Source organism: Citricoccus sp. K5, from assembly GCF_902506195.1.
In the GTDB taxonomy this organism is placed as follows: Bacteria; Actinomycetota; Actinomycetes; order Actinomycetales; family Micrococcaceae; genus Citricoccus.
Genome location: NZ_LR732817.1, coordinates 2,872,784 through 2,888,244, shown reverse-complemented (window position 1 = coordinate 2,888,244; position 15,461 = coordinate 2,872,784). Strand labels below are relative to the sequence as shown.

The 15,461-nt window shown below is 66.3% G+C and carries 15 protein-coding genes; 10 read left to right on the top strand and 5 right to left on the bottom strand.

All coding sequences use genetic code 11. The features are described 5' to 3' along the window. Window positions 1–163 precede the first annotated feature (163 nt). From BOSE125_RS12955 to BOSE125_RS12935, 5 genes are read left to right on the top strand one after another with little or no spacing between them, the layout of a single operon-like run. On the top strand, window positions 164–1,045 hold the full coding sequence (locus BOSE125_RS12955; protein WP_159553143.1) for an alpha/beta hydrolase: 882 nt from the start codon (window positions 164–166) through the stop codon (window positions 1,043–1,045). Continuing rightward, complete coding sequence (locus BOSE125_RS12950; RefSeq protein WP_159553141.1) at window positions 1,042–1,995, top strand: hypothetical protein; 954 nt, start codon at window positions 1,042–1,044, stop codon at window positions 1,993–1,995. Before BOSE125_RS12955 ends, BOSE125_RS12950 begins: the two co-directional genes overlap by 4 nt. Then, complete coding sequence (locus BOSE125_RS12945; RefSeq protein WP_159553139.1) at window positions 1,977–2,591, top strand: UGSC family (seleno)protein; 615 nt, start codon at window positions 1,977–1,979, stop codon at window positions 2,589–2,591. The genes BOSE125_RS12950 and BOSE125_RS12945 overlap by 19 nt, the downstream gene beginning before the upstream one ends. Next, a complete protein-coding gene (locus tag BOSE125_RS12940) occupies window positions 2,588–3,673 on the top strand; it encodes a hypothetical protein (RefSeq protein WP_201301205.1) in 1,086 nt (361 codons plus the stop codon). Before BOSE125_RS12945 ends, BOSE125_RS12940 begins: the two co-directional genes overlap by 4 nt. 12 nt (window positions 3,674–3,685) lie before the next feature. After that, complete coding sequence (locus BOSE125_RS12935) at window positions 3,686–4,558, top strand: CmcJ/NvfI family oxidoreductase (protein WP_159553138.1); 873 nt, start codon at window positions 3,686–3,688, stop codon at window positions 4,556–4,558. 440 nt (window positions 4,559–4,998) lie between these two features. On the opposite strand, the gene BOSE125_RS12930 is transcribed toward BOSE125_RS12935, so the two are convergent. Then, window positions 4,999–8,181, bottom strand: a complete 3,183-nt coding sequence (locus BOSE125_RS12930; protein ID WP_159553136.1) for an efflux RND transporter permease subunit — start codon at window positions 8,179–8,181, stop codon at window positions 4,999–5,001. 157 nt (window positions 8,182–8,338) lie between these two features. Between BOSE125_RS12930 and BOSE125_RS12925 the strand changes: the two genes are divergently transcribed. After that, on the top strand, window positions 8,339–8,803 hold the full coding sequence (locus BOSE125_RS12925) for a MarR family winged helix-turn-helix transcriptional regulator (RefSeq protein ID WP_159553134.1): 465 nt from the start codon (window positions 8,339–8,341) through the stop codon (window positions 8,801–8,803). Window positions 8,804–8,836: 33 nt separating this feature from the next. Here BOSE125_RS12925 and BOSE125_RS12920 read toward each other — a convergent pair whose 3' ends face one another. Further along, window positions 8,837–9,400, bottom strand: a complete 564-nt coding sequence (locus BOSE125_RS12920; RefSeq protein WP_159553132.1) for a DapH/DapD/GlmU-related protein — start codon at window positions 9,398–9,400, stop codon at window positions 8,837–8,839. 213 nt (window positions 9,401–9,613) lie between these two features. Between BOSE125_RS12920 and BOSE125_RS12915 the strand changes: the two genes are divergently transcribed. Further along, a complete protein-coding gene (locus BOSE125_RS12915) occupies window positions 9,614–10,492 on the top strand; it encodes a helix-turn-helix transcriptional regulator (RefSeq protein WP_159553130.1) in 879 nt (292 codons plus the stop codon). A 51-nt stretch (window positions 10,493–10,543) separates the two neighbouring features. On the opposite strand, the gene BOSE125_RS12910 is transcribed toward BOSE125_RS12915, so the two are convergent. Next, window positions 10,544–11,590, bottom strand: a complete 1,047-nt coding sequence (locus BOSE125_RS12910) for an NAD(P)-dependent alcohol dehydrogenase (RefSeq protein ID WP_159553128.1) — start codon at window positions 11,588–11,590, stop codon at window positions 10,544–10,546. 237 nt (window positions 11,591–11,827) lie between these two features. Here BOSE125_RS12910 and BOSE125_RS12905 point away from each other — a divergent pair, with 237 nt between their 5' ends. Genes BOSE125_RS12905 through BOSE125_RS12895 form a run of 3 tightly spaced genes read left to right on the top strand, consistent with a single transcriptional unit; the run spans window position 11,828 to window position 13,347 of the window. Then, a complete protein-coding gene (locus tag BOSE125_RS12905) occupies window positions 11,828–12,775 on the top strand; it encodes an aldo/keto reductase family oxidoreductase (RefSeq protein ID WP_159553126.1) in 948 nt (315 codons plus the stop codon). 55 nt (window positions 12,776–12,830) lie between these two features. After that, complete coding sequence (locus tag BOSE125_RS12900) at window positions 12,831–13,085, top strand: type II toxin-antitoxin system Phd/YefM family antitoxin (protein WP_115932650.1); 255 nt, start codon at window positions 12,831–12,833, stop codon at window positions 13,083–13,085. Between the two features lie 4 nt (window positions 13,086–13,089). Then, window positions 13,090–13,347: a Txe/YoeB family addiction module toxin gene (locus BOSE125_RS12895; protein ID WP_115932651.1), complete on the top strand. Its 258-nt coding sequence runs from the start codon at window positions 13,090–13,092 to the stop codon at window positions 13,345–13,347. A gap of 32 nt (window positions 13,348–13,379) precedes the next feature. Here the strand turns inward: BOSE125_RS12895 and BOSE125_RS12890 are convergent, their stop codons facing one another. Together BOSE125_RS12890 and BOSE125_RS12885 are read right to left on the bottom strand one after the other, a co-directional pair. After that, on the bottom strand, window positions 13,380–14,291 hold the full coding sequence (locus BOSE125_RS12890) for a sugar nucleotide-binding protein (protein ID WP_159553124.1): 912 nt from the start codon (window positions 14,289–14,291) through the stop codon (window positions 13,380–13,382). 40 nt (window positions 14,292–14,331) lie between these two features. Beyond that, window positions 14,332–15,435, bottom strand: coding sequence for an MBL fold metallo-hydrolase (locus BOSE125_RS12885; protein ID WP_236558000.1), 1,104 nt, complete (start codon window positions 15,433–15,435; stop codon window positions 14,332–14,334). Window positions 15,436–15,461: the final 26 nt, after the last annotated feature.

Here is a 15,461-nt window from a genome sequence, read left to right as displayed (position 1 = left end):
TTGTTATATTTTGGTCGCTCTACTACCGTTCTTAGCACTGAAACCACGGCAGATCTGTCCGTCAAGAAAGGCTCGACAGTGAAAACCTTGGCCACAGGAATGGGTCCGTCCGGCCGTACGGCAAGTACAGCTATTTGACGCGAAAGCAAAGGATGCAGCATCGATGATGGATCTCACAACAGCGGAGAGAATCCGAGAACTGGGAACGGCGATCAACCCGAAGAATGCCAAGTTCAGCAATGCGATATACGCACCCCGCCACAAATTGGACGAACACCCCGGAGTGAAAGTGACACGGGATGTGGTCTACGGCGCCCATCCGAGGAACAGGTTGGACGTATTTGAGCCGCTGGTCTCCGCAGGGGAGTCGCGAGGGGTCATGGTCTTCGTTCATGGTGGCAACTTCGTCGCCGGTGACAAACATGTGCCGGGCAGCCCCTTCTACAGCAACATCGGCGTGTGGGCAGTTCAACATCATTTTGTCGGCATCACTTTGAACTACCGTCTGGCTCCCGAATCAACCCACCCCTCCGGGATCGAGGACCTTGACCAGGCGATTCGCTGGATACGGGAGAGCGCCGCAGACCTGAACATCGACTGCGAAAACATCGTGCTCGTCGGCGCTTCCGCGGGGGCTACGCACGTAGCCCAATGGGTGGCTGAGCGAGCGTCACAGGAACCGCCCGTATCGGGCGTTGTCCTGCTCTCCGGAGTGTACGACTTCCGCGGCCTCGAGGGTGATTCCGTACTCAGCACCTACTACGGGGCAGGGACGCTGCTGGCCGAGATGTCGCCGCATGCTGACCTGGCGGGTCTGGAGACCCCCTTGATGATCGTCGTCAGCGAATTGGATCCGCCGGAACAACACCGACAGTTCCTGAACCTGGCGCACTTACAACTGCTGTCGCAGGAACGGCTACCGCACATGGTGTTTCTGCCCAGGCACAACCACTTCAGCGAAGTGCTCCACGTGGGCACGGAAGACAGCTCTCTCGGCTGTGCGCTTGAAACGTTCTTGTTGTCGTTGGGAAAGGACCCGAAATGAAGATCATCACGCCACCGGCAGTAATGGCCGAAGCGGACCGACACGACCAAGCATTCCTGGAGTCTCTGATGGCGAGTTATCGCCGGGCTTACCTTGCGCGGGATGCCGGGTCACTGCCAGTCACTCCCGACGTCCGTTTCACGGAGAACAATGTGGAGCTTCCGTTTCCGGAGGCAAGCTGGGATGCAGTGACGGACGAAGTAGGGCCGGCAATGACATTCTCTGACCCGGCGACAGGCAATGTAGCCGCTTTCACGGCCATCCTAATGAACGGCACCCCTGGATTCCTCACCATCCGCATCAAGGTCGTGAAGGGGCGGATCACAGAGATCGAGCACATGTTGTCTACGAAGCGGGGCGTCAGTGGCCCGCCGACTCCCTTCGGCAAGGTGGAAGAACTCACCCACCAGGAAGGGATCTCCGACCCGCTGCCGCAGGGCACGGAGGGCTGCCGAGCCGAAGTTTTGAACGTCGGGGACGGGTACTTTCAAACACTTTCCCGCAATGACGGCACTCTGTACACCAGCTTTGCTGAGAACTGCTTCCGCATCGAGAACGGATACCAAGCTGCACCTCAGGGGGCAGCCAAGGATTTTCTCTTGGGGCGGTGGCGCTTCAACGAACGAGTCCGCCGCGAATGGATCATGGTCGATGAGGTCCGTGGAATCTGCCTGGCCAGAGGGTTCATCGACCATAAGGGTCTGCTCCTGTCCTACGAACTCACGGACGGCAGTTTCAGGGAATCTCCGTTCCAAGAGCCGCATACGTGGAGTTTCCTGGAGATGTTCAAGGTCAAGAGCGGCGAAATTGCCGCCATCGAAGCGACCTTCATCGGTTCCCCCTACTATTCGCGTAGCCCTTGGGCTTCAGAACGAGAAGACCAGGACCTCAACCAGGACTGGGTCGGGGGCGCCGTCAGACTGGCGGATGCATGGACGGTGAGGGCATGACATCGACGTATGACTCCAGTCCGAATGATATCGATGAGGCCTACGGCGAGATTCTCGACCCGACAGGGATTGCCGCCGGCGCTGGACCCACCGGCACGCCAGCGCCAGCCGTGGCGAGCCGACCTCGCTCCCTTGACGGATTGACAGTGGGCCTCCTGGAGAACACCAAACATCATGCTGCCTACCTCCTCGACCAACTCGGGGACGCCTTGCTCGCTAGGTATGGGGTACAAGACCTGGTGAGGGCTACCAAGCATGACTTCGGCCAACCCATGCCCGAGGAGATGCTGACGTCGTTCGTCTCGTCCTGTGACGTGATGATCATCGGTATCGGGGACTGTGGTGCGTGCAGTGCCTCGGCCGTGGCCGACGGAATCGAGTTCGAAAGGGAAGGCATTCCGGCGGCCGTCATCTGTAGTGACGCATACAGGGTCACGGCGAGTGCAATGGCAGGAGTCCAGGGAATGGCGGACTACGAGTACCTCACCACGCGGCATCCTGTGGCGATCCTTGAACGCAGTGAGGTTAACGTTCGAGCGGCGCAGCTGCTCCCGCAGGTGTTGTCCATGCTCACCGACCAGGGACGCACACCATGACGACGACGCCCACCGGTGGACTGACGGAATCGCTGACGTCTCAATTACGGGATCCCAGGGCGATGCCGACGGTTATCGAGTATCTCTACGATCAGGACTGGTCTGACGGGTTGCCGCTGGTTCCGGCGACGCGGGAGGGAGTAGACGCTTTCCTGGCCACCACCAATCGGGACCCTGGTGAGGTCATTGGCCGGCTTGAGCGTCTTGATCGTGAGGTCAACGTCGAACTTGCGGCCATTAACGCTCTCATGGCCGGCTGCCGCCCCGAGTATTTTCCCGTCGTTCTGGCGGCGTGGGACTCGTTGATGAAGGATCATGTGGCCACCCGGGGCGCTTTTCAGAGCACAGCCGGCCCAGCCCCTCTACTTATCGTCAACGGTCCGATCCGCCAGCAACTGGGCATCAACAGCCAAGGGGGTGCGTTCGGACCGGGATTCCGGGCCAACGCCACCATCGCCCGATCTCTCGGGCTCATGGTCCGCAACGCCTTGGGTGTCCGGCCTCAGGTCTTTGAACAGTCCACCCAGGGGACCCCGGGCCGCTGGTCGATATGCCTCGGTGAGAACGAAGAGGAAAGCCCCTGGGAGCCGATGTCGAACGAACTCGGGGCGCCATCTGGGTCGAGCACCGTCACGGCGACCTTCGTCAGGTCCGTGGAGTTCGTGGACAATCGCCATTCCAACAAGGTGGAACATGTGCTCCACGACCTCGCGGACACGATGTCCAGAACAGGATCGTGGGTCTTCGGCACCTCTGCAATCGCAGTGGTTCTCAACCCGGAGCACGCCAGGATGCTCCATGCGGCCGGGATGACGCGTCAGGAGGTCCGTGAGTGGCTCTTCGAGCACTCGGGTCGCTCTGGTCATCTGCTTGCGCGCTCAGGAAAGGACGAAGTCACGTCCAGCCGGGCTCGGGGACCCTCCGGAACGGATGGCAGACCTGGCTTCCAGCGAGTTCTGGAGGCGTCCTCGGTAGAGAACCTGCTGATCGCGGTGTCCGGTGCCCCGAATGCCGGTATCTCCATGGTTTGCAAAATCATGAGCAAGTGGTCTGGAACAACAACACCCATAGAAGGCACGTGAAAGGACAAGATAATGACTGCATCAATCGGCGAGCTGTCGGAACAGGTCTCAAAGATCCGTGGCGAAGTCAACTACCTGAGTACCGAAACGACCGTCAATCGGCGCTTCGTGGGCAAAGGGGAGGTACTGAAGACCGGCACCTATGAACCCCGCGAGATCAACATTCATGACGGCCGGCCCGTGAGAGATCACTTCAACCTGGATACCGAGGGGTTCATGCTTCTGGACCACCGCAGCTCCGTCAAGGACTTCACGGACAGGAACGAACTCGATGAGGTGTATCTCGATGAGGTACGCGGGGAGGTGCAGCGCATCACCGGCGCCGACCAGGTCGTCGCCATGGGGTACGTGGTTCGACGGTCCGAGAAGCCGGGCGAGGTTCAGTCGCAGCCCCCGGGGAACGATGTCCATGTCGACATGTCAGCGACCGATGCTCGACGACGCTTCGATGACGCATATCGGGAGAACTTTCCGGACGGTCCCGGGTACAAAAGAGCACTCGTGACGAGTTTCTGGCGAACCTTCAGCCCAGCGCCGCAGGATTGGCCGTTGGCAGTCGCCCAGTACACCAGCCTCGACGATGCCGAGGGCATCGACACCCATATGGTCTTCGTGGATGAACTGCCCGAGGATCCCTACGCGGACCTGGACACGATCACGGGAGGGCGGACAGCTGCCGCCGGGTCGGCGTTCTACTACAGCGCGGACCATCGCTGGTGGTACTTCCCGAATATGAACAGGGACGAAGTGATCTTCTTCAAGTTGAATGACACGGACACGACCGGACCGTGGAGGGTGATGCACTCGGCGTTCAAGGACGGGACCGTCTCGGTGGACCACAAGCGTGAAAGCGTCGAAGTCCGAACCATCGCCTTCTGGGAGTAGGCGGGCCGGTCAGGCTGCCACGAGGTGCGTTCGAGACCATCGGCCACACGGAGCCGGTGATCTGGCCTCTGTGTGAGCGGAGCAGCGAGGCCACCTGGCCTGAGCGCGGAGGGGACCGGACGAGACAAGGGACAAGTTCGGGCCCCTCCGCGGGTTTCTTCCTCCCACCATTACTGATGGGATTACGTTGTTGCTGACAAAGACCAGTGGTTGCGAAGCGCGGCCAGGCCATCCTGGATGAGGGCGCTGGCGGATACCGTGCGCGCCGCCATCTCGGTATTGCGGGGATAGGCGCCAATGAGGGGCCAGCAGACCAGCGGTCGGCCGTCCTGGTTGCTCGAGTGCGGCTGCGTCAAACGGAGCCTGCCGTTCCCGGTGCCGGCGGGCCAGGCCACCCAGACCCGCCGGAGGGCTCCGTCATCGTAGCGTCGGTCGCACTATTAGGCGTTCGGGTCCCGATGCCGACCCGTGGGCCCGGCTTCCGGTGCCGCAGAGGCCCCCGGCGCCGTCGCCAGCTCCTGGTCCACGGCATCCCCGACGACGGCCTCGCCGCGGGCCGCACGGCGGCGCTCCTTGCCCTGTTCGAAGAGCTGGTAGAGCACCGGCACCAGGATCAGGGTGAGCAGCGTCGAGGAGATGAGCCCGCCGATCACCACGATGGCCAGGTCCTGACTGATGAATCCGCTCGAACCGGTGATGCCGATGGCCATGGGAATCAGGGCGAAGATCGTGGCCAGCGCCGTCATGAGGATGGGGCGCAACCGCTGGCGGGCCCCGTTGAAGATGGCGTCCTGCAGGCTCTGGCCCTGAACCCGGTACTGGTTGATCAGGTCGATCAGCACAATGGCGTTCGTGACCACGATGCCGATGAGCATCAGCATGCCGATCAGGGCGGAGATGCCCAGGGGCTTGCCGGTGGCCAGCAGCAGGCCGATGGCCCCGGTGGCGGCGAACGGGATGGAGACCAGCAGGATCAGCGGCTGCATCATGGACCGGAAGGTGATCACCAGCAGCATGAACACGATGACCACGGCCACCACCATGGCCAGGCCCAGCTGCTCGAAGGACTCCTGCTGCGTCTGGGCGATCCCGCCCATGCTCGCCTGGGTGCCCTCCGGCAGGTCGAGCGCGTCCACGCGCTCCTGGACCTCCGTGATCACGGCCCCGAGCTCTCCCTCGGTGGGCGTGACGGAGACGGTGGCCACCAGCTCGCCGTCCTGACGCGTGACCGATTCGGGAACGGTCACCTCCTCCACGCTGGCCAACTCGGACAGCGTGGTCATGCCGGCCGCAGTGGGGACGGCCATGTCCTCCAGTTCCGCGATGGTCTCCGGTGCGTCGGTGCCCTCGATGTAGATGTCGAAGTCGTCACCGTCCAGGGTCACCGAGCCGATGCTCTGCGGGGACAGCGTCCCGGCCACCATGCCGAGGACCTGCATCTCGGTCAGCCCCTGCTCCAGGGCGGCGGTGCGGTCCACGGCCACCTGGACGGTCGGCTGCTCCGCGGCCAGGTCACTGCTGAGTTCAGCCGTGTGCGGGGTCCCCTCGAGGGCGGTCTGGACGGCTTGTGCGGCCTCGGCCAGAGCGGCCTCGTCCTGGGAGTGGACCTCCACGTCCACGGAGCCGCCGAACCCGCCCATGGAGGCCGGGTCCATCAGGCTGACATCGCCGGGGCCGTCCAGGCCCGCCAGGCGGGACCGGATCTCCTCCTGCAGGGCCGACTGGTCGGCGTCGGGATCGGTGTTGACGATGAAGGTGGCCGAACCGCCGCCCCCGCCGAGCAGGGCCGAGAAGTCACCCTCGCCACCGCCGGAGGAGCCGGCCATGAGCATGATGTCCTGAACGCCCTCGACATCGGCCAGGGCATCCTCGACCGCCTCGGCGCCCTCGGACACCGTCTGCAGGTCCGTGCCCGAGTCGAAGGTCTGGGTGGCCATGACCATGTTCTGGCCGGTGTTGCCGAGGAAATCGACCTTCAGCAGCGGGATGAGGGACACGGTCAGCACGAGGAGCAGCGCCGACGCCACCACGGTGATGACGGGGTGCTTCTGGGTGCCGCGCAGCACGGGCTTGTAGCCGCGCTGCAGCCAGCTGCGGTGTTCCTTCTCCTCAGCCTCGGCACGGACCGCCTCCTGGACTTTGACGTCCTTCGGTGCCCGGAGGAACCAGTAGGACAGCACCGGCACGATGGTCAGCGCGACCAGCAGCGAGGAGAGCATGGCGATCGCCACGGTCAGGGCGAAGGGGGCGAACAGTTCGCCGACCATGCCCCCGACCAGCGCGATCGGCAGGAAGACCGCAACGGTGGTCAGGGTGGAGGCGGTGATGGCGCCGGCCACCTCTCGCACCGCGGTGAGGATCGCGTGGACCTTCGGCTCGCCGTAGGCCAGGTGTCGCTTGATGTTCTCGATCACCACGATCGAGTCGTCCACCACGCGGCCGATCGCGATCGTCATGGCACCGAGGGTCAGCATGTTCAGCGAGTGCCCGCCGAGGTTCAGGCCGATGAAGGTGACGAGCACGGAGAGAGGGATCGAGAGGGCGGTCACGAGCGTGGAGCGCACGGAGAGCAGGAAGACGAGGATCACGATGACGGCGAACAGCAGGCCGAGCAGGCCCTCGACCGCTAGCCCCTCGATGGACTGCTCGATGAACGGTGCCTGGTCGAAGACCACGGTCAGCTTCAGCCCGGGCACCTCCGCGGCCAGCTCGGTCAGGGCGTCCTCGACCGCATGGGACACGCCCACGACGTCGGCCCCCTGGCTCGCGGTGATGGACACCGACAGTGCCGGGTCGCCGTTCATCCGGGTGATGGAGGTGGGCTCCTGGGTGGCGAGCTCCAGCTCGGCCACGTCGCCGATGTGCACGACGGTGCCCGGCTCGGTCTGACTGGCCAACGGCAGTGTCTCCAGATCCTCCAGCGAGCCCAGGGCCGTGCCGCCGTCGACCGGCAGCGAGGCGCCGTCCTGGTTGACGGTGCCCAGCGGCAGGGTGGTGCCGTTGTCCTGCAGGGCCTGGGTGATGGCCTGCTGACTCAACCCGTGCTGGGCCATCGCGGTCTGGTTCGGGGTGATCTCCACCCGCTGTACGGCACCGCCGGAGACGGCTGCGGAGCGGACCCCCTCGATGGCCTCGAGCCGCGGCTTGACAGTGTCCTGCAGGGCGGCCGAGATCTCGGCCTCATCCAGCTCGGAGGAGGAGGCGGTCATGAAGATGACCGGCACCTGGTCCGTGCCGCCGGACATGAGGTTCGCCTCGGCGTCGTTGGGCAGGGTCACCGTGTCTGTGGCCGCCTCGACGGAGGCGTTGAACTCATCGGCATCCGTGCCGTACTCATAGGCGATCGAGACCATGGACATGTTCGCCGACGAGGTGGCCACCACCTGCTCCACCCCATCCAGATCGCCCACGGCCCGGGAGATCGGCTCGCTGACCTGCTCGTCCAGTACCTCGGGGCTAGCGCCGGGCACGGCGGTGACCACGGTCGTCTGGGGCAGCTCGATCGCGGGGATCAGTTCCTGCTTGAGCTGGGTCATCGAGTACAGGCCGAAGGCTGCGATGAACAGGGTCAGGAGGGCGATCAGCAGGCGATTGGCCAGACTGAAGCGGGCAAGACGGAACACGGGCACCACCGATGGGGGTTGGCAAGCGGGTTGGACCGCACCGGACGCGGAACGATCGAAACGTAGGGTCAGGCAAAGCTTAGTGCAGGGCTATGCAATTCGGCGATTCCGGGTAGAGGCCTCTGGTAGACGCTGGCTGCGGGCTAAGCTCGGGGCTGTGGATCCAGACGAGACCGAACAGCGCGAGCACCTGCGCGGCGAGCTGCTGAGCCTGCAGAACGAGCTGGAGCGGTCCTATGTCCCGGCCGTGATCGAGCCCATGATGTCCCTGCGGCTGACGATGCAGCAGCTCAAGGTGCTCACCCTCCTCGTAGCCGAGCCCGCTGGGAGTACTATCCGGGGCCTGTCCTCCGCCATGAGGGTCTCGCTGGCCACTATGTCCGGAATCGTCGACCGACTGGAGGCGCAGGGAATGATCGGGCGGACCCTGGACCCCAGTGACCAGCGGGTGCGCCGGGTGACGGTCACCGACGCCGGCCGGGACACCATCCAGCGCCTGCTGGCGGCCCGGCCCGAACTGACGCACTTCCCCCTGGACCGCCTGGCACTGACGGACCTCGAGGCCCTCACCCAGGGCATCCGTGCGCTGGTGGCGGTCATGCAGGAGGACCTGCCCGGCTGACTTGACGGGGTGGGGGGCCAGTTCCCACCGAGGCTACAGGCTGCGCACCACCCGGGCCGGCGAGCCCACGACTACCGAGTCTGCCGGCACGTCCTTGGTCACCACGGCGGCCGCGGCCACCACGGCGTTGTCCCCGATGGTCACGCCCGGCAGGAGCGTCGCATTGGATCCGACCCACACGTTGTTCCCGATCACCACGGGCGCCGGGAGCATGTCCAGGCGGTGCACCGGATCGAGGGCGTGGTTCAGGGTCGCGATGACCGTGTTGTGCCCGATCTGGCAGCCCTCGCCGATCGTGATGCCGCCCTGGTCCTGGAAGGCGCAGCCGGAGTTGAGGAAGACCCGTTCGCCGAGGACGGTGTTCTTGCCGAAGTCGGTCCGGAACGGCGGGAACAGCATCACCGTGTCCGGGACCGGCCGGCCGAAGAGCTCGGACAGCAGCTCCCGGACCCGGGCCGGCTCGTGGTAACCGCCGTTCAGCTCCCCGGTGATGCGCAGCGCCTCCTGGCTGGTGCGGTGCATGACCGCGTGCAGGGGCGAATCGCCCGTGATGGTCTCGCCGGCGTTCAGGGCGTCGAGCAGGTCCTCGAGTTCCATCGCTTCTCCTTGTCGGTCAACAGCTTGGTTTTCAGTCGAGTTTGCGTGGGTATGTGGGCCAAACACCCACCCAAACTCGACTGAAAACGAAAAGGGTGGGGCTCCTTGTCTGGCTCCAGACAACCACCCGTCACCGGGGGCGGGGGAGTCCCTGCCGAGAGGGGTACCGCTGTGGACTCCGTCGCCGTCCCCGGATCTGGCTACGCTGACGTCATGGACAATCGAGCCGAGGTACGCGAGTTCCTCATGTCCCGCCGCGCCAAGATCACCCCGGAGCGGGCCGGGCTGCCGGCGGGCGGGAACCGCCGGGTGCCGGGGCTGCGGCGCCATGAGGTCGCCACCCTGGCGGGGGTCAGCGTGGAGTACTACACGAAGCTGGAGCGCGGCGCGATCGCCGGGGCGTCGGCGTCGGTCCTGGATTCCCTGAGCCGCGCCCTGATGCTCAACGAGACAGAGCGGGCCCACCTGTTCGACCTGGCCCGGGCCGCCGACGGCATCCCGACGTCCGGGCGTCACCGCCGGCCCGCCTCCGCTCCACGTCAGCCACGGGAGAGCCTGCAATGGACGCTGGAGTCCATGCAGGGCGCGGTGGCCTTCGTGCGGAACCCGGTCCAGGACCTGGTGGCCGTCAACCGCCTCGGGCGCGCGTTCTACTCGCCGGTGATCGGCGACGGCGGCCGCACACCCAACCTGGCCCGGTTCCAGTTCCTGGACCCGGCCTCCCGGGACTTCTACCCGGAGTGGGACCGGTTTGCGCACATGTGCGTGGGCAGCATGCGGGCCGAGGCCGGCCGGGACCCCCAGAACCGGGGCATTCAGGACCTGGTGGGGGAGCTGTCCACGCAGAGCGAGACCTTCCGGACGCTGTGGGCCGCCCACGATGTGCGGACCCACGGCGCCGGTATCAAGCGCTTCAACCACCCGCAGGTCGGCGAGCTGGTGCTGGCCTACGAGGAGTTGGCGATCACCGCCGAGGAAGGGTTGGCCATGGTGGTCTACACCGCCGAGCCGGGCTCGGCGTCCGCAGAGCGGCTGCAACTGTTGGCGTCACTGGCGGCAAGCCCAGAGGAGGCTGACGTCCGCCGGAGATGACCGAGGTGACCCGCCGCTGCGTCCGTGTGGGCACGCAGCGGCGGAGCCGGGTCAGGCCGTGAACGTGGAGGCGTCGATCACGAAGCGGTAGCGCACGTCTGAGGCCAGCACCCGCTCCCAGGCCTCGTTGATCTGCTCGGCGCCGATGACCTCGACCTCGGCGGCGATGCCGTGCTCGGCGCAGAAGTCCAGCATCTCCTGGGTCTCGGCGATCCCGCCGATCATGGAGCCGGCGTAGGTGCGGCGTCCGCCCAGCAGGGAGCCCACGTTCAAGCTCATCGGCTCGGCCGGGGCGCCCACGTTCACCAGGGCGCCGTTGACGGCCAGCAGGCCCAGGAAGGCGTCCACGTCCACCGGGGCGCTGACCGTGTTGATGATCAGGTCCAGGCTCTGGGACAGCGCAGTGAAGGTCTCCGGGTCACTCGTGGCGTAGTAGTGGTCCGCGCCCAGGCGCTCGCCGTCCTCCTGCTTGCGCAAGGACTGGGAGAGCACGGTGACCTCGGCGCCCATGGCGTGGGCGATCTTCACGGCCATGTGCCCGAGCCCGCCGAAGCCGACCACCCCCACGCGCTTGCCCGGCCCGGCACCCCAATGCTTGAGCGGGGAGTAGGTGGTGATGCCGGCGCACAGCAGCGGGGCCGAGGCCTCGAAGGGAAGGGACTCGGGGATGCGCAGCACGAAGTCTGCGTCCACCACGATTTCCGTGGCGTAGCCACCCTGGGTGATGGTGCCGTCCCGGTCCGTGGCGCCGTAGGTGCCCACGGAGCCGTTGAGGCAGTACTGCTCATCCCCATTGGCGCAGTTGGTGCAGTCGCCGCAGGAGTTCACCAGACAGCCGACGCCGGCTCGGTCGCCCACCTGATGGGTGGTCACCTCAGAGCCGACCTCCGCCACGATCCCGGCGATCTCATGGCCGACGGTCAGCGGATAGGGCTGCGGGCCCCAGTCACCTCGGACGGTGTGGATGTCCGAGTGGCAGATGCCGGACCAGCGGATGTCGATCCGCACGTCATGGGGGCCGACCGGGCGCCGCTCGACGGTCCCGAGGGTCATCGGGTCGGTGGCGTTGGCGGCGATGTAAGCGGGAACAGCGGTCATCAAGGTCCTTTGCATGGTCTGTACGGATGGAGGTGGCCGCCGCAGGGATTGCCCGCCACGGTCACCGCATCAGTGAACCACCCGGCGAGGGCGGCTGGGAGTCCCTCGTGGTACCCCTGTGATGGAGCCCTCAGGCCAGGGTGAGCCCTGCCATGGAGTGCCACGGCCGGGCATCATGGGGGGACGACGACGTCGGCCATGGCTGACCGACCGAGACCACCACCGGCAAGGAGCCCCATGAAGACCGTGCCCCTCGGCAGCACCGAGACCACCGTGCCCAACATCATCGCCGGCATGATGCGGATCGCGGACAAGTCGCCCGAGCAGGTCCGGGCGCTCTACAGCGCGGCGCGGGAGGCCGGCGTCGACTTCTTCGACCACGCTGACCTCTACGGCTTCAACCACCCCGGCGGCTACCACCACTGCGAACGCGTCTTCGCCGAGGCACTGAGCCTCAGCAACGCGGAGCGGGAGCAGGTCACGCTGCAGACCAAGGCCGGGATTGTAGACCGGGACTGGCACTTTGACTCCTCCTACGAGCACATCATGACCTCCGCCGAGGAGTCGCTGCGGGCGCTGCGCACCGAGTACATCGACGTGTTGCTCCTGCACCGCCCGGACGCCCTCGTGGAGCCGGAGGAGGTGGCCCGCGCCTTCGACGAGCTCGAGTCCGCCGGGAAGGTGCGGTCCTTCGGGGTCTCCAACCACACGCCCCGCCAGATCGACCTGCTCCAGAGGGCCGTTCGCCAGCCGTTGCTCGTCAACCAGGTCCAGCTCTCCCTCACACACTCGACGATCGTGGCCCAGGGCCTGGCCTCGAACATGGCCGGCCAGGAGGACTCGCTGACCCGTGACGGCGGGGGGATCCTGGACTACTGCCGCCTCCACGGCATCACTGTCCAGGCCTGGTCACCCTTCCAGAGGGGCGCCCAGGGTGGCGTGTTCTTCGGCTCCGAGGACCACCCGGAGCTCAACGCGGAACTGGACCGGCTGGCCACGCACTACGGCGTCACCCCGACGGCGATCGCCACGTCCTGGATCACCCGTCACCCGGCCAACATGCAGGTGGTGCTCGGGACCACCAATCCGCAGCGGATCGCCGAGGCGGTGGCCGGTTCCGACCTCCCGCTCACCCGGGGCGAGTGGTACGGCCTGCTCCAGGCGGCCGGCCACCACGTCCCCTGACCTGCGGGGATGTGACGAAGAAATTGACTGTACAGTAATCCGTACAGGAGGAGCCATGAAAACCATCAGCTATACAGAGTCGCGGGCGCGGTACGCAGAAGTCCTTGACGGCGTCGTGAACGACCGCGAAGAAGTGATCGTGACCCGTTCGGGTCATGAGTCCGTGGTGATCGTTTCGCTGGAGGACTACGAGTCCCTGCGGGAAACGGCATACCTCATGCGCTCGCCGTCCAATGCCCGCCGTCTGCTGGATTCTATGGAAGCCCTGGAGTCCGGCCACGGAACGGCACGTGACCTCATCGAGGATTGACGACGTGTTGCTGATCTGGAGCGAGAATGCCTGGGAGGACTACCTGTGGTGGCAAGCGCAGGATCGCCACGTCCTGAAGAGGATCAATCTTCTGATCAAAGACATCCAGCGGAACGGCAACGAGGGGATCGGCAAGCCAGAGGCCCTCAAACACAACTTCGCCGGGTATTGGTCACGACGCATCACGGATGAGCACCGGCTCGTCTATAAATGTGCAGACGACGAAACGCGCATCGCGGCCTGCCGATACCACTACGGCTGACAGCGAGGGCAGGCAGCGGGTCACCACCTGCCCTAAGACTGCTCCGGGGATCCCGTCCTGTTTCGGGCGTCGATGAGCTGGCCGTAGCCGGACTGGAACGTGGGGTGCTCCAGGCTGCCCAGGAAATCCAGGAGCCGCGCGCCGTCCAGGACAGTGCCGGTCGCCTCTGCTGGCTCGATGGCCGGTGGTGGCGGGACCCCGAGTCGGTGGGCGATGTAGGTGATGACCTCGCCGAGCGGTGCCGGTGCCTGGTCCACCGCGTGCAGCAGGCGGGGCGGATCCTCCGTGATGAGCAGGGCGTGCAGGGTGCGGACCAGGTCGTCCTCGTGGATGCGGTTCGTGCGGCGGGCGTACTGGACCGGGGCGCCCTCCAGGGCCTTGCGCAGCAGCATCTCGCGTCCCGGCCCGTAGATCCCGGCCGGGCGGAGGATGACGGCGTCGAAGAGTTCCGTGGCCAGCCGCTCACCCTCGAGCAGGGTGGTGGCGCGCTGGCCCACCGGGGCGGGCGCGTCCAGTTCGGCGAGGGGGCGGCCGTGGGTGTGGCCGCCGAGCACCCGAGTGGAGGACACCAGGACCACGCGGGGCGGGACCCGCGGCAGCGCGGCGGCGAGGTTCCGCAGCGAGGTGAGGTAGCCGTCGTCGTGCCCGGGATTCTGGGCGGGCTCCGAGCCGGGCGCCGGGCTGGCCATAGGTGCGGACACCGGGCCGCCGGGAGGCAGGGTGATGACCATGGCGTCCACGGCCGGCAGTGCTGTGCGCACGGGTGCCTGCAGGTCCACCGGCAGGGCGGTGAAGGCGGCGGGGAGCCCGGCCGTAGTGCGGCGCAGGGCGAACACCTCCCCGCCGTCCGCGGTCAGCCGCTCCCCGAGCCGGGTGCCGAGGGCGCCGCAGCCCACGAGCAGGGTTCGGCCGGGGATGCGCTGGGATGGGGGAGGCGCGGACATTCGGGCAGTCTATCCGCGCCGGCCTCCGTCGGACGCGGGGTCAGACGCTGAAGAGCTGCCGGTCGGCGGCCAGGGTGTAGGGCCCGTCGTAGAACTCGGCGATGCCGGCCAGGTCGGCGTCGGAGAAGACCCCGGCCATGTGGCTGACCACGACTTTCTTCGCCCCGGCCTCGGAGGCGATGCGTCCGATCCCCTCGGGCGTGGTGTGGCTGGACTCCAGGTGGTGCAGGAACTCCTCGGCGAAGTCCTGGTCCCGGTAGTAGTCCATGTTGACGACCTCGTGGACCAGGAGGTCGGCGTCCTGGCTGAGGCGGACCATGTTGGGGGTTTCGGCGGTGTCCCCGGAGAAGGTGATCACGCCGTACTCGGTCTCGAAGCGGAACCCGAAGGACGGGAAGACCGGCAGATGCTCCACCAGGGTGGCCTTCACCCGCACGCGGTCGTCCTCGTAGATGGTAAACGGCTTCATGTCCGGGACGGGATTGCGGTCCGGATCCGCCCGCGGGCGCCGGGGCAGCTCGATGTCCACGCCCTCGAAGAGCTCATCGAGCGGGATCCGGGCCTCGTCCGTGGTGCGGATGTTGATGTCATAGGCGTTGGCGCGCATCAGGTTCTGGATGACGTCCTTCATGCCGGTCTGCGGCGGGGAGACCACCGGCCGGATGCCCCTGGGCAGGCGGGTGCGGCCGGGGCCTATGATCCCCACCCGGGAGGTGACGCCCTGTACCGGGGTGTCCCAGTTGTAGAGCATGTAGGCGCTCAGCTCGGAGATGTGGTCCGAGTGCAGGTGCGTGACGAACGCCTGACGCAGCTTGTTGCCGGTCAGGCCCGACTCGGCGGCCTGCCGCGGCATCCCCAGTCCGAAGTCCACCAGGTAGTGCAGCCCATCGACGACGACGGCGCTCGCGATCCCGTGCCGGGTCCCGCGGATTGCCGGTCCGGCAGCGGTTCCGAGGGTGACCAGGTGCATGCCGGTGTCCGGCACGTTCGCGGCCGTGGCCAGCACGGGGCTGGTCGCGGCCTTGGCGGCAGTGGTGGCGCTCGCGGAGCCCGCGCCAAGGATCGGGGCGCTCAGGGCGGCGATGCCGCCGGCGCCCAGAAGGGTGCGGCGGGGGACATTCGAGGTGCGAGGCGTGGACGGCATGATTCCTCCGGAGGTCGGGGCCGAGG